General features: G+C 70.3%; 13 protein-coding genes. 1 reads left to right on the top strand and 12 read right to left on the bottom strand.

Features of this window, described 5'->3' with window-relative positions; all coding sequences use genetic code 11:
* Positions 1–65 precede the first annotated feature (65 nt).
* The 4 genes from G4Z16_RS08000 to G4Z16_RS08015 form a co-directional block, all read right to left on the bottom strand.
* Positions 66–1,490 (bottom strand): sugar porter family MFS transporter, encoded by a 1,425-nt coding sequence (locus tag G4Z16_RS08000; protein ID WP_197350102.1) that lies wholly within the window; start codon positions 1,488–1,490, stop codon positions 66–68.
* A gap of 244 nt (positions 1,491–1,734) precedes the next feature.
* Positions 1,735–5,313: a chromosome segregation protein SMC gene (gene smc / locus G4Z16_RS08005; protein ID WP_197350104.1), complete on the bottom strand. Its 3,579-nt coding sequence runs from the start codon at positions 5,311–5,313 to the stop codon at positions 1,735–1,737.
* Between the two features lie 256 nt (positions 5,314–5,569).
* Positions 5,570–5,782 carry a hypothetical protein gene (locus G4Z16_RS08010; RefSeq protein WP_028435389.1) on the bottom strand — a complete coding sequence of 71 codons (213 nt, stop codon included), beginning with the start codon at positions 5,780–5,782 and terminating at the stop codon, positions 5,570–5,572.
* Between the two features lie 303 nt (positions 5,783–6,085).
* Positions 6,086–6,409 (bottom strand): acylphosphatase, encoded by a 324-nt coding sequence (locus G4Z16_RS08015; protein ID WP_051344899.1) that lies wholly within the window; start codon positions 6,407–6,409, stop codon positions 6,086–6,088.
* Between the two features lie 286 nt (positions 6,410–6,695).
* On the opposite strand from G4Z16_RS08015, the gene G4Z16_RS08020 reads away from it, so the two are divergent.
* Positions 6,696–7,502 carry a CAP domain-containing protein gene (locus G4Z16_RS08020; RefSeq protein WP_246530730.1) on the top strand — a complete coding sequence of 269 codons (807 nt, stop codon included), beginning with the start codon at positions 6,696–6,698 and terminating at the stop codon, positions 7,500–7,502.
* A 105-nt stretch (positions 7,503–7,607) separates the two neighbouring features.
* On the opposite strand, the gene G4Z16_RS08025 is transcribed toward G4Z16_RS08020, so the two are convergent.
* The 8 genes from G4Z16_RS08025 to rsmD all read right to left on the bottom strand — a co-directional run bounded on the left by G4Z16_RS08025 (position 7,608) and on the right by rsmD (position 13,179).
* Positions 7,608–8,033, bottom strand: coding sequence for a VOC family protein (locus G4Z16_RS08025; RefSeq protein WP_197350106.1), 426 nt, complete (start codon positions 8,031–8,033; stop codon positions 7,608–7,610).
* A gap of 61 nt (positions 8,034–8,094) precedes the next feature.
* On the bottom strand, positions 8,095–9,003 hold the full coding sequence (gene mutM, locus G4Z16_RS08030) for a bifunctional DNA-formamidopyrimidine glycosylase/DNA-(apurinic or apyrimidinic site) lyase (protein ID WP_197350108.1): 909 nt from the start codon (positions 9,001–9,003) through the stop codon (positions 8,095–8,097).
* Positions 9,004–9,088: 85 nt separating this feature from the next.
* Complete coding sequence (rnc, locus tag G4Z16_RS08035; protein WP_246530731.1) at positions 9,089–9,904, bottom strand: ribonuclease III; 816 nt, start codon at positions 9,902–9,904, stop codon at positions 9,089–9,091.
* Positions 9,905–9,923: 19 nt separating this feature from the next.
* Entirely contained in the window at positions 9,924–10,097 is a 174-nt protein-coding gene (gene rpmF, locus G4Z16_RS08040) for a 50S ribosomal protein L32 (RefSeq protein WP_028433405.1), read from the bottom strand.
* Between the two features lie 2 nt (positions 10,098–10,099).
* Positions 10,100–10,654, bottom strand: a complete 555-nt coding sequence (locus G4Z16_RS08045) for a YceD family protein (protein WP_246530732.1) — start codon at positions 10,652–10,654, stop codon at positions 10,100–10,102.
* A 203-nt stretch (positions 10,655–10,857) separates the two neighbouring features.
* Positions 10,858–11,973, bottom strand: coding sequence for a cell division initiation protein (locus tag G4Z16_RS08050; RefSeq protein WP_197350110.1), 1,116 nt, complete (start codon positions 11,971–11,973; stop codon positions 10,858–10,860).
* A 70-nt stretch (positions 11,974–12,043) separates the two neighbouring features.
* Positions 12,044–12,523, bottom strand: a complete 480-nt coding sequence (coaD, locus tag G4Z16_RS08055) for a pantetheine-phosphate adenylyltransferase (protein ID WP_197350112.1) — start codon at positions 12,521–12,523, stop codon at positions 12,044–12,046.
* Between the two features lie 53 nt (positions 12,524–12,576).
* Positions 12,577–13,179 carry a 16S rRNA (guanine(966)-N(2))-methyltransferase RsmD gene (gene rsmD / locus G4Z16_RS08060; protein WP_197350114.1) on the bottom strand — a complete coding sequence of 201 codons (603 nt, stop codon included), beginning with the start codon at positions 13,177–13,179 and terminating at the stop codon, positions 12,577–12,579.
* Between the last annotated feature and the right edge of the window lie 50 nt (positions 13,180–13,229).

Below are 13,229 nucleotides of genomic sequence, written 5' to 3' on the forward strand. Positions count from 1 at the left end.
CACGCCGCCGCCCCGGTGTCGGACCGGGGCGGCGACCGTGCAGAGGAGCGGGCGGCGGGGTTCGGTTAGCCCATCTCCTCCAACGCCTTGCCCTTCGGCTCCGGCACCCACTTGAGCAGGAACGGGATCGAGAGCAGGGCGAAGACCGTGTAGATCACGTACGTGCCGGACAGGTTCCACTCCGACAGGCTCGGGAAGCTGGCGGTGATGACCCAGTTGGCGATCCACTGGGCGGCCGCGGCGACGCCGAGACCGGCGGCACGGATCTTGTTCGGGAAGATCTCCCCGAGCAGCACCCACACGACGACGCCCCAGGAGAGCGCGAAGAAGAGCGTGAAGGTGTGCGCACCGATGAGTGCGACGGTGCCCTGGGTGTCCGGCAGCGAGACGTTCTCACCCGAGCCGCGCACGGCCGAGAAGGCCCAGGCCACGAGCGCCAGCGAAACCGTCATGCCGACCGACCCGATGAAGCCGAGCGGCTTCCGGCCGATCTTGTCGACCAGCAGCATCGCGATGATCGTGCCGACGATGTTCACGATCGAGGTCGTGAAGGAGTAGAAGAACGAGCTCTCGGGGTTGATCCCGACGGACTGCCACAGCGTCGACGAGTAGTAGAAGACCACGTTGATGCCGACGAGCTGCTGGAAGACCGACAGCCCGATGCCCACCCAGACGATCGGCAGGAACCCGAACCGGCCGCCGAGCAGGTCCTTGAACGTCGACTTGTGCTCGGTGCGCATGCCGTGCTCGATCTCGGCGAGACGCGCGTCGATGCGGTCGTGCTCGCCCTCGACGCTGCTCAGCACCTCGCGTGCCCGGGTCTGCTGCCCGATGGAGATCAGGTAGCGCGGCGACTCGGGGATGACGAACGAGAGCAGGAAGTAGGCGACCGACGGGATCACCATGATGCCGAGCATCCACTGCCACGCCTCCAGGCCCGCCAGCTTCCCTCGCTGGTCGCCGTCCGCGAGCGTGAGGATCGCGAAGTTGACCAGCTGGGAGACGGCGATGCCGGTGACGATCGCGGCCTGCTGGAAGGAGGCGAGACGTCCGCGGTACTCCGGCGGGGAGACCTCGGCGATGTAGGCGGGCCCGATCACGGAGGCCATGCCGATGGCGACACCGCCGAGCACGCGCCACAGGGCGAGGTCCCAGAGCGTGAAGGGCAGCGCCGACCCGATGGCACTGACGGTGAAGATCACGGCGGCGATCTGCATGACCCTGATCCGGCCTATGCGGTCCGCGATGCGTCCGGCGAGCGCCGCGCCTATCGCGCTGCCGATGAGCGCTGCCGCGATGACCTGGGCAAGCATGGCGGAGCCGGCTTCGAATCTGCCGCGTACCGCCTCGACGGCCCCGTTGATCACGGAGCTGTCGTAGCCGAAGAGGAAACCGCCCATGGCGGCGGCTGCTGCGATGAAGACGACACGTCCGAGCGGGGCGGTCTGGCCGCCTGCCGCCGGTGGCGCCGACTGTGGGGTGCTCGTCAAGGTCTCTCCTGCGTGCCCGGCGTGGGGGCCGGGTTCGGAACGTTGTCGCCTCCGGGCCGGCACGCAGACTGCACGCGCCACCGCTTGAAGGTAAAAGTGACGTTGCAGAGACTATGACTTTAAGTTTCGAAGTCAATAGGTCCAGTCTGATCGAATCGGCGTTACGCCAGTCACGTCGATGTTCAAGATGTGAAGAGAGGGTGCCCAGGGCTGCGTTGTGGCACCGGACGGGCCTGACCGAGGCTCAACTCAGCCGCTGGCTGATGACCTTGGTCACGCCGTCACCCTGCATGGAAACGCCGTAGAGCGCGTCCGCGACCTCCATCGTGCGCTTCTGGTGCGTGATGACGATGAGCTGGGAGCTGCCCTTGAGCTCCTCGATGAGGCCGATCAGCCGCTGGAGGTTGGTGTCGTCCAGCGCCGCCTCCACCTCGTCCATGACGTAGAAGGGGCTGGGCCGCGCCTTGAAGATGGACACGAGCAGCGCCACGGCCGTCAGCGACCGCTCGCCGCCCGAGAGCAGCGAGAGCCGCTTGACCTTCTTGCCGGGCGGCCGTGCCTCGACGTCGACGCCGGTGGTGAGCATGTTGTCCGGGTCGGTCAGCACCAGACGGCCCTCGCCGCCGGGGAAGAGCCTCGAGAAGACGCCCTCGAACTCCCGGGCCGTGTCGTAGTACGCCTCGGTGAAGACCTGTTCGACGCGCTCGTCGACCTCCTTCACCACCTGAAGCAGGTCCGTACGTGTCTTCTTCAGGTCCTCGAGCTGCTCGCTCAGGAACTGGTGCCGCTCCTCCAGCGCCGCGTACTCCTCGAGCGCCAGCGGATTGATCTTCCCCAGCTTCTGGTAGGCGCGTTCCGCGACCTTCAGCCGCTTCTCCTGCTCCGTCCGCACGAACGGCACCGGCTTGTTCCGGGGGTGCTCCGGGTCCTCGGGAAGCTCCTCGCCCTCCGCGGGCGGCGACGGCGGTACGAGCTGATCCGGGCCGTAGTCACTGATCAGCCCGGCGGGTTCGACGCCCAGCTCCTCCAGCGCCTTGGTCTCGAGCTGCTCCACCCGCATCCGCTTCTCGGCGCCCAGCACCTCGCCGCGGTGCATCGAGTCGGTCAGCTTGTCCAGCTCGTCCTTGAGTTCACGTCCCGCGTTGCGCTCCGCGGCCAGCGCGCGCTCGCGCTCACTCTTCGCCTGTCCGGCCGCCTCGCGCTCCTCCGCCGCCCGGCTCAGGGATGCCTCGACGTGTGCCAGCAGCTGCCGTGCTCCGGAGGCCACGGCCCCGGCGACCTCGGCCTCGTGCCGCATCCGTGCCCGGCGCTGCTCGGCGCGGACCCGGGCTTCACGCTCCGCGCGCGCCGCACGGTCGAGTGAATCCGCCCGCCCCGCGAGGGACTTGACGCGCTCCTCGTGCGTGCGGACCTGGAGCCGCGCCTCCATCTCGGTCTGCCGGGCGTTGGCGCCGTCGGCGGAGAGCCGGTCCCGCAGGGAGGTGTCGGGCTCCACGTCCTCGCCCTGCTCGGCCTCCTCGGCGACGGCCAGCCGCTCCGCCAGCTCCTCGGCCTCCTCGTTGGCCCGTACGAGCGCGGCCTCGGCCTTAGCGACGGCCGTGGCGGTACGCTCCGCCTCGCCGGCCGCGCCGCGGGCCTGACCGCCCAGCGTCCCGAGCCGTCCGGCGATCTGCGACTTCTCCCTGTCTGCTGCGCTGCGCCGCGATCCCAGCTCTTCGACGAGTGCCGCGCACTCCCGGCGCCGTACCTTGGTCCGCTCCTGCTCCTCGCTCAGCTCGGTGTGCCGGGACGCCAGCTCCTCCAGCGCCGCCGCGGCCTCGTCGACGGCCGCCTGGGCCTCGAGAAGGCTGGGGGCACCGGCGGAGCCGCCGTGGGCGAAGTGGGCGCCGAGGACGTCGCCTTCGGCCGTCACGGCGACCGTGCCGGGCTGCTCGGCCACCGTCTGCTCGGCGTCCTCCAGCGTCCGTACGACGACCATGTCCCGCAGCAGCCTGTGCACGGCCGGCATCAGCTGGGCGGGGGCCCGTACCAGCTGCGCGGCAGGCGTCGGTCCGCCCTCGCGCTGCACGACGGGCTCCGGGGCCGCCCCGGCGTCGGAGGCGGACGAGGAACCCAGCAGCAGTGCCGCCCGGCCCGCGTCATGCTTGCGCAGCAGCCGCAGCGCGTCCGCAGCCGTGGAGGTGTCGGCGACGGCGACGGCGTCCGCCGCCGCGCCCAGGGCCGCGGCGACCGGCACCTCGAACCCGGGTGTGACGCTGAGCAGTTCGGCCGCCGGGCCCAGCAGCCCGGTCAGCGCGTCCGTGGCGGACAGCAGAGCGCCGGTGCCGTCCTTGCGGCGCAGACCGAGCGCCAGGGCGTCGTGCCGGGCGGAGGTGGCGGCACGTTCGCGTTCGACGGTCGTGACGGCGTCGCGCGCCGCGGAGAGCGCCGCCTCCGCGTCCGCGAGCTCACGCTTGGCGGCCTCGTGCTGGTCGGCCAGCTCGGTGTCTCCGGCGTCGAGCCCGTCGACCTCGGCCTGGAGGCTCTCGTACTCCTCCTGCGCGGCGGCGGCGCGCTCCTGCGCCTCGTCCCGCGCGGTCGTCAGCCGGTCGATCTCGGACTGCGCCGATGAGGCCCGGCTGCGGGCCGCGTTGACCTGACCGTGCAGCCTCGCGAGGCCCTCGCGGCGGTCGGCGATGGCGCGGGCGGCGTCCTTGAGGCGGCGCTCCTCCTCGTGCAGCTGCCGCTCCAGCTCGGCCCGGTGCGAGACGGTGTCGTCCAGCGCCCGTTCAGCCGCCTCCAGCGCGGCCTCCAGTTCCGCCTCCTGCTCACGGATGCGGGTCGCTTCCCGCTCCATGTCCTCCGGGTCCCGGCCACGCCGCTCCTCGACGGGCTCGGCCTCGGCGTGCTGGACGCGCTGGTCGGCGAGGCCGATGGTGCCGCGCACCCGCTCGGCGAGCTGAGAGAGCTCGTACCAGGTCTGCTGGGCACGCTCCAGACGCGGCGTCAGCATCCGTACCTGCTGCTCCAGCTCGGCCTCTCGGCGCAGTGCGTCCTTCAGCCGCGCCTCGACGGCGTCCTTGCGCTCCTTGAGCGCGGCCTCGTCGGCGATCTCGGATCTCAGTGCTTCCTTGAGCGTGACGAGGTCGTCCGCGAGCAGCCGCAGCCTGGCGTCGCGCAGGTCGGCCTGGATGACCTGCGCCTTGCGGGCCACGGCGGCCTGCCGGCCGAGCGGCTTGAGCTGGCGCCGCAGCTCGTCCGTCAGGTCCTGCACTCGGGCGAGGTTCGCCTGCATCGCGTCCAGCTTCCGCAGCGCCTTCTCCTTGCGCTTGCGGTGCTTGAGGACTCCCGCGGCCTCCTCGATGAAGGCCCGCCGGCCGGTGGGGTCGGCGTGCAGGACGCCGTCGAGCTGGCCCTGGCCCACGATGACGTGCATCTCCCGGCCGATACCGGAGTCCGACAGCAGCTCCTGGATGTCCAGCAGCCGGCAGGTGTCACCGTTGATCTGGTACTCGCTGCCACCGTTGCGGAACATGATCCGCGTGATGGTGACCTCGGCGTAGTCGATGGGCAGCGCGCCGTCGGCGTTGTTGATGGTGAGGGACACCTCGGCGCGGCCGAGCGGTGGCCGCCCGGTCGTACCGGCGAAGATGACGTCCTCCATCTTGCCGCCGCGCAACGACTTGGCGCCCTGCTCCCCCATCACCCACGACAGGGCGTCCACGACATTGGACTTGCCGGAGCCGTTGGGACCTACGACGCAGGTGATGCCGGGCTCGAAACGCAGCGTCGTGGCGGAGGCGAAGGACTTGAATCCCCGCAGTGTCAGGCTCTTGAGGTGCACGCCGTCGGACTCTAGTCCACTTGGCGCCCGTACCTGTCCGGGACCGGCACGGAGGGCGGCCGAACTCCCGCCGTTGCTTTCGGTTTCACCATGTGAGGCGTGGGGCACATCAGTCGGTAAGCGCAGCGCCCAACAGCCCACGGCACACGATGTGGTGGAGGAAGAGCCACCCGGAAACAACGAAGGGACGCCGAAGCGTCCCTCGCGTAATTTCATGAGCGGCAGGCTGCACGCCGGCCCGGCCCGAGCGGTCGAGTCAGGTCAGCGCAGGCTCTGCCTGGTGTACGTCGATGTCGATGCCTTCGAGCATCGAGTCCTGATGCCGTGCGGCAGCCGACAGAGCGTCGTTCTCGGCCTGCATCCGTACGAGTTCGGATTCCAGGTCCTGGACACGCTGCTGCAGCCGTCGCATCTCGGCGAGGACTCGGGGGTCGGAGCCGCCGACGTAACCGAGAAGCGCCTTTGCCATGATCGATGGTCCTCCACACTGAGTGACCAACCCGAGTGGTGGTTGGTCGTGAGGGAAAATATCGCGCCCGCTGTACCACTTCTGAACTTATTTTCCGGAGCAAGCAGTCCGGTTGCGGGGGACTTCAAGCTTCTCACCAAAAGGTTTGACGGTCAACACGATCACGCCCCGCGGCCCTGGGCGGCCCTGGCTCGACGGCGCTCATGCGCCGGAGGCGGCGGCCCGCGGGGGGCGTGAAGATCACTCTCAACCACTCGTTGCGGAAGCCTTGCATGGTCAGGCGCGAATGGCAACCGCTTTGGATCATCGAATGGCGAAGCCGGAGTAGCCGCCGCGCGGCCGGTCCCAGATCTCCGTGACGCCGTCGACCTGCCCGGGCGTGTCGCCGGAACGCAGCCACTCCAGAAGCTGTTCGCACTCGGGCCGCCCTCCTTCGGCGACGGCCTGGACCCGCCCGTCGCCGAGGTTGGCCACGAAGCCCTCCAGCCCTCCGATGCGCAGAGCGGCCGCACGCGTGAACCACCGGAAGCCGACCCCCTGGACCCGGCCGCGCACCCAAGCCGTCATGCGGACCTTGGCTACTGACGGGTCATAGTTGTCATCCGGCTTCGTATTACCCGAAGTCATGGCTGCAAGCTATCCGGACATTTCCTCGGTCGGCACATGCGCCCCGTCTGTCATGCCGTAAAGTCCCGCCCAACAAGTTTCACCCGGTCGGATGAGGCTTCGAAAGCCGAACACGTGAGGACTTTCTGAGATGGGCCGTCACAGACGTGTATCCCACGCTCCCGAGCCCCTCGTCGCATACGAGATGGGACCTCGGCAGCGCTCGGCGCACCGTAGGCCGGCCCCCCCGGTTGCTCAGCGGGGCGGGTTCTCGGCACGGGCCGGGATTCTGGGAGCGTCAGCGGCGATGGCAATGGGTGCGGTGGCCGTCGCCTCCACAGTGCTTCCCAGCCCGGGAGGCGCCGCTGGTACGCAGTACAGCGATGTGCAGGCCGGCGGTCCCCCCGACCAGTCGTCGAAGCCCAACGTGCCCGCACCCGAAGGCGGTTCGACCGAGCCGGGCGGCAACGGCGGCCCGGAGGGCGGCAACGTACCTCCGGACACCTCCCGGCCCGGCGGCGGAAACCAGGACCCCGGTCAGACCCAGCCGGGGGAGCCCGGCGCCGGCAACGGTCAGGGCGGCGGCGAGACGGGCAGCGGCACCGGCGACGGTTCGACCGGGAACGGCCAGGGCAACGGCAACGGCGGCTCCAACGGGAACGGCGGGGGCAAGGGGAACGGCAACAGCGGGGGTTCCAGCGGCTCCGCGGGCGGTTCGTCAGACACCCTGAGCCCGACCGAGAAGGCCGAGGCCGACGTTCTCGCGCTGGTGAACGACGAGCGCGAGGACGCGGGCTGCAAGCCGGTCAAGGCCAGCAAGCAACTCGCGGAACTGGCCGGGGACTTCAGCCGGAGCATGGCGATCGAGGGCTTCTTCAGCCACCTCGGCCCCGACGGCTCGAGCCCCTGGGACCGCGCCGAGGACCTCGGCATCCTGGACCTGGGCGGCGAGAACATCGCCCGCGGCCAGGAGAGCGCCGAGGACGTGGTGGACGACTGGATGCGCAGCCCCTCCCACCGGGCGAACATCCTCAACTGCGAATACCGCACGATGGGCGTCGGCGAGTACGTGGACGAAGACGGCCCCTGGTGGACGCAGGACTTCGGGTACTGAGAACGACGCAGGTCAGAGCCCCGATACGGCCCATGGGTCGTGTCGGGGCTCTGCCGTTGCCTGCTGGGTCCTTCCGGGGCGGACGCTGCCGGCCCGGGCCGCTGATCAGAAGACCGGCTGACCGATGCCCAGCAGGTTCCCCTCGCTGTCCCGGAACCATGCGCCGCGCTCGCCGCGCGCACCCTTGCTCGGGTAGTTCCCGTCGACCTCGGCGATGCCGTCCCTCGTCCGGAATCCAGGGGCGTCGACCTCCTCGAACACCACGCCGCGCTCCTTGAGTTCGGCCACGGCCGCCTTGATGTCGTCGACCTCGAGCGCCATCTGGGTGAAGGTGCCCGGAGAGACTCCCGTCGAGCGGAACAGGACGAACTCCGCCCCTCCGCACCGGTACAGCAGCCCGCCGGGCCGTTCGTCGGCGGGCTCCAGACCGAGCTGCTCGGAGTAGAAACGCCGCGCACGGTCGAGGTCCTGGGCGGGAAGCCTGGTCGCCACGCGTCCCCGGGCGAGGAGGTTCCTGTTGTCTGCGTTCATGCCTCCACCCGTACCCGGACGAGCCGTACCGCCCCCGGAAGTGGTGACAGTGCGTGTCCGGCTACCGGGGCAGGATCCGGCCCGGCGGCGGCACGGACACCGTGCGTCGCGGGCGCGGCGGTGGCTGGCATCTCGGGCAGTAGTAGCTGGAGCGGTTCATCCAGGGGCGGCGGCGCATGGATGAACCGCAGCGCCGGCAGGGCTCGTCCTCGCGCCCGTAGGCGTCCAATGAGCGCTCGAAGTAGCCGGACTCCCCGTTGACGTTGACGTAGAGGCTGTCGAAGCTCGTGCCGCCGGCGGCGAGCGCGGCGTTCATGACGTCGCGGACGTGACCCAGGAGCTCCGAGGTGCGGGGGCGTGTCAGCGACGCGGTGGGCCGTTCGTAGTGGAGCCTGGCCCGCCACAGCGCCTCGTCGGCGTAGATGTTGCCCACCCCGCTGATCAGCGACTGGTCGAGAAGGGCCCGCTTGATCGTCGTACGGCGGCGGCGCAGCGCCGCGTGGAAGGCCTGCTCGTCGAAGAGCGGGTCGAGCGGGTCACGGGCGATGTGCGCGATCACGTCGGGCAGCGCGCCGGAGTCGGGGACGACGGACTCGGGGTGCAGGGACAGGCCGCCGAAGGTCCGCTGGTCGACGAAGCGCAGCTCGCCCGCCTCCGGGTCCTCGAAGGTGATGCGGATGCGCAGGTGCTTCTCGTCCGGTGCGTCGGCGGGCTGGATGAGGAGCTGCCCGCTCATGCCGAGGTGGGCCAGCACGCAGACACCCGGGTCGAGAGGCAGCCACAGATACTTGCCGCGGCGCCGCGCGGGCCCGAAGCGGTGGCCGCGCAGCCTGGCCGCGAAGTCCTCGGCGCCGGCCACGTGCCGCCGTACGGCGCGGGGATGGAGCACCTCGGCGCCCGTGATCGTCCGGCCGCTCGCCCAGCGCTCCAGACCGCGGCGCACCACTTCGACCTCGGGCAGCTCGGGCACGCTTCTCCTCACATGGAGCAGGGACCTCGCGGGGCCGGGCCGGGGCCCGTGGGCTTCACGGCCGGGCCGGGGCCGCCCGGCTCCCTCAGACGCCCTGAGACGGGGCCTTGGAGCCGGAGGACGACGAGCCGTCGCCGCCCGTGGCCTCGCGGATCGCCCGCCAGGCCGTCTCCGCCGCCTGCTGTTCCGCTTCCTTCTTGCTGCGGCCGGTGCCGGTGCCGTACGCGACACCACCGACGCGGGCGGCAGCCGTGAAGATCTTCTCGTGGTCGGGGCCGGTCTCCGTGACCAGGTATTCCGGGACGCCCAGGCCCTCGGCCGCGGTGAGCTCCTGGAGGCTGGTCTTCCAGTCCAGACCGGCGCCGAGGTTCGAGGACTGCTCGATCAGCGGGTCGAAGAGCCGGTGGATCAGTTCGCCCGCCGCGTCCAGGCCCTTGTCCAGGTAGACCGCACCTATCACGGCCTCCAGGGTGTCGGCCAGGATCGAGGCCTTGTCGCGGCCGCCTGTGCCCTCCTCGCCCCGGCCGAGCCGGATGAAGGCCCCCAGGTCCAGCCCCCGGGCCACCTTGGCCAGGGCGCGGGAGTTGACCACGGCGGCGCGCAGCTTCGCGAGCTGCCCCTCCGGGAGGTCGGGGTGCAGCCGGTAGAGAGTGTCGGTGACGACCAGGCCGAGGACGGAGTCGCCGAGGAATTCGAGGCGTTCGTTGGTCGGCAGCCCGCCGTTCTCGTAGGCGTACGAGCGGTGGGTCAGCGCACGCACCAGAAGGGCGGGCTCGAGCTGGTACTCGAGCCGCCCTTCCAGAATCGCGTGGGACGAGGCCTCATCCACCAGATCCGCCGCTGCCGCCCGGTGGCTTCCGCCGCGGCGGTCAGCGCTTCCATGGGTCGGAGCGTCTGACATGGAGCCTGTCACCAGCCGATCAGACCTCGAGGACCTGTCGCTTGTTGTAGGTGCCGCAGTTCGGGCACGCGATGTGCTGCTGCTTGGGCTCCTGGCAGCGCTCGCACTTCACCAGGGTGGGGACCGCAGCCTTCCACTGCGACCGGCGGTGGCGCGTGTTGCTGCGCGACATCTTCCGCTTCGGAACAGCCACGGCTACTTCTCCTGTGAGTCATCCCCGGCATGGCGGGGCGCGTCCTTCTCGCCGTCCTTCATGGTTCCGGCGAGTTCCTGCAATGCCGCCCAACGGATGTCGACGGCGTCTTCGTGATCGTGCTCCGGGTCGTCCGCCAGACGTGCGCCGCACGTGGCGCACAGCCCGGGGCAGTCTTCCCTGCACACCGGCTGCAACGGCAGTGACAGCACCACCGCGTCCCGCAGCACGGGCTCGAGGTCGAAATAGTCGCCCTCGATGGAGAAGGTCTCCTCCTCCTCGGCGTCGTCGCCGGCGTCCGCGCTGGGGCGGCTCCGGTCGTCGGCGTCGGGGTAGGAGAACAACTCCTGGAAATCCGCTTCGCATTCCTGCTCAAGCGGCTCCAGACACCTTACGCACTCCCCCTTGAGCGGTGCACGGGCGGTGCCCGTGACGAGCACCCCCTCCATGACCGACTCCAGACGGAGATCGAGCTCGATCGCCGCGTCGTCCGGCACCCCGATGACCTCTACTCCGAGGCCGCCGGGAGACTTCACCGTGCGGGACAGCTGCTTCATCGCGCCTGGCCGACGCCCCAGCTCCCGTGTGTCGAACACGAGGGGGGCTCGGGGGTCGAGGCGGGCGTTCAGGGCTTCCTGCTTTCTACGGTGTGGCACCGCCCGGCCGTTCACTCCGGACAGCAGTCATCGCCATGTGCGCGTGACCGAAGAGCCAGGATACTGGACCGTCCCGCCGCGGCCCAATCGAGTCCCGGCAGGTATCAGCCACCCTGCCCGTAGCCCGGGCCGTGGCCGTGACGGGCCTCGTACTCGCGCACCTGGTCCAGGTCGATCATGCTCGTGTCGAAGAAGCTGGTCTCGTCGAGCTGGGGCTGCCCGCCGTGCATGTCCTGGGGGGCCTGCGGGTGGCCGGGATAGGGCTGGTTCTGGTGCTGCTGGAGCGGAGGCTGCTGCGCGTAGTACGGATCCGGCTGCTGCCCGTAGTAGGCGTATTGCTGCTGCTGGTAGCCGTATGCGTCCTGACCCCCGTAGTACGCCCCCTGCTGCGCCGCGTACGGATCGGCGGCGGCGACGGGCTCGTAGCCGGGTGGCAGAGGGGCGGTGGGGACCTGCGGCGGGGCGGTGGGTGCGGCCGAGGGCTGGTTCTCGCCGAGCGCGGCCAGGTCGGCCATGTAGTCGGCGTCGCTGGTGTGCACGCCCTGCCCGGCGGCGTCCTGCGCGGCCATGTGGGCACCGAGTTCGTCGGCCGGACGGTGCCCCAGCAGCTTGTTGCGGCCCCTGCCGACCGCCTCCAGCGTCTTGGAAAGGACCGCCGAGACCGAACCGAGCCTGGCGTCCACGTAGTTGTCCGCCCGGTCCCTCAACTCCTGCGGGTCGGTGGTGCGTTCCGGGGCGTCCTCGGCGTACTCCTCGTTCCACTCCTCGGAACCCGGCCCGCTGCCGAGCAGCTTCTCGCGGCCGCGTTCGACGGAGCCGATGGTCTTGCTCAGCACGACCTCGAAGTTGGCGAGTTTGCTGTCGACGTAGTCGTCCGCCTCGGCACGGATCTCCGCGGCCTCCTGCCGGGCCTGGGCGAGGACCTGCTCCGCCTCGGCCTGGGCCTGGCGGACCACCTCGGTGCCGGAGACCAGTGAGCCGCGCTCGGCGTGCCCGGATTCGATGATCCGCTGGGCCTCGGCCTGGGCCTCGGCGACCATCTGCTCGCGGCCGCCGAGCAGTTGCTCGGCCTGCGCGAGCGAGCCGGGCAGTGCCTGGCGCACTTCTTCGAGCATGGCGAGCAGTTCGGCCCGGTTCACCACGCAGGAGGCCGACATGGGCATCGCGCGAGCGCTGTCCACCGCCGTCACGATCTCGTCGAGTTTCTGCTGAACGTCCACGGAAGCGACTGTACGGCCACTGGCACTGAACTAGACAGCTGATGCCGTTACTCGGCCCTCTCCGTCGCTCTCAGGGCTTGGCGAGACGTTCCGCCAGCGCGCGCTGGACCGGCTCGGGCACCAGGTTGGAGACGTCGCCGCCCCAGGTGGCGACCTCCTTGACCAGGCTGGAGGAGAGGAAGCTGTACGTGGGGTTGGTCGGCACGAAGAGTGTCTCGACGCCGGAGAGCCCGTTGTTCATCTGGGCCATCTGCAGCTCGTAGTCGAAGTCCGAAACCGCGCGGAGCCCCTTGACGATGGCGGGGATGTCGCGGTCCTTGCAGAAGTCGACGAGCAGTCCGTGGAAGGCCTCCACCCGCACATTGCCGAAGGCGGCGGTCACCTCGTGGATGAGGTCGATGCGCTCGTCGACGGAGAACAGGCCCTGCTTGGACTTGTTGATCATCACGGCCACGTAGACCTGGTCGTAGAGCTTGGAGGCGCGGCCGATGATGTCGAGGTGTCCGTTGGTGATGGGGTCGAAGGATCCCGGACAGACTGCGCGACGCACTGGTGGTTCCTCGCTCTCCGGACGAAGGGGGGTCTGTGGGCTGTCCGCGGAGTTCATGGTGTGGGGGTGTCTCCGCTTGCGGCGGCGCGACCGTACCAGAGCGTTCCTTCGCCGTAACGCCTGGACCTGAGGCCCTCGAAGCCCTCGGGCCAGCGGAATTGGCCGCCACGCGTACTGCGCTCCACGGTGACGAGCGCCTCGTCGGCCAGCCAGAGCCCGGCGCGGAGTGTGAGCAGAATCTCGCGCACGCTCTCGTCGGTGACGGCGTACGGGGGGTCGAGGAAGACCACGTCGTACGGGTCGTCGGGAGGCCCTCCGGCGAGTGCCGCTGCGGCCTTCGCGTGGCGCACCTCGGCGCCGGGCAGACCCAGCGCGCGTACGTTCTGCCGGATGGTGCGGGCCGCGCGGGCGTCCGATTCGACGAGCAGCACGTGAGCGGCGCCGCGTGAGAGCGCCTCCAGGCCGACCGCGCCGGAACCGCCGTACAGGTCGAGCATGCGTCTGCCGTGCCAGGCAGCGGCACCCGAGCCGCCCAACTGGGCCTCCCAGCTGGAGAACATGCCCTCGCGCGCACGGTCGGACGTGGGGCGGGTGCCCTGGCCCGGCGGCACGGTCAGCCGGCGGCCGCCGACGGCTCCTGCGATCACGCGGGTCATGGTGCGGGTTTCCTTCGATCTCTCGTGCGGCCGGAGCCGGCCCGGGCCCG

The organism is Streptomyces bathyalis, assembly GCF_015910445.1.
GTDB classification, from domain to species: domain Bacteria; phylum Actinomycetota; class Actinomycetes; order Streptomycetales; family Streptomycetaceae; genus Streptomyces; species Streptomyces bathyalis.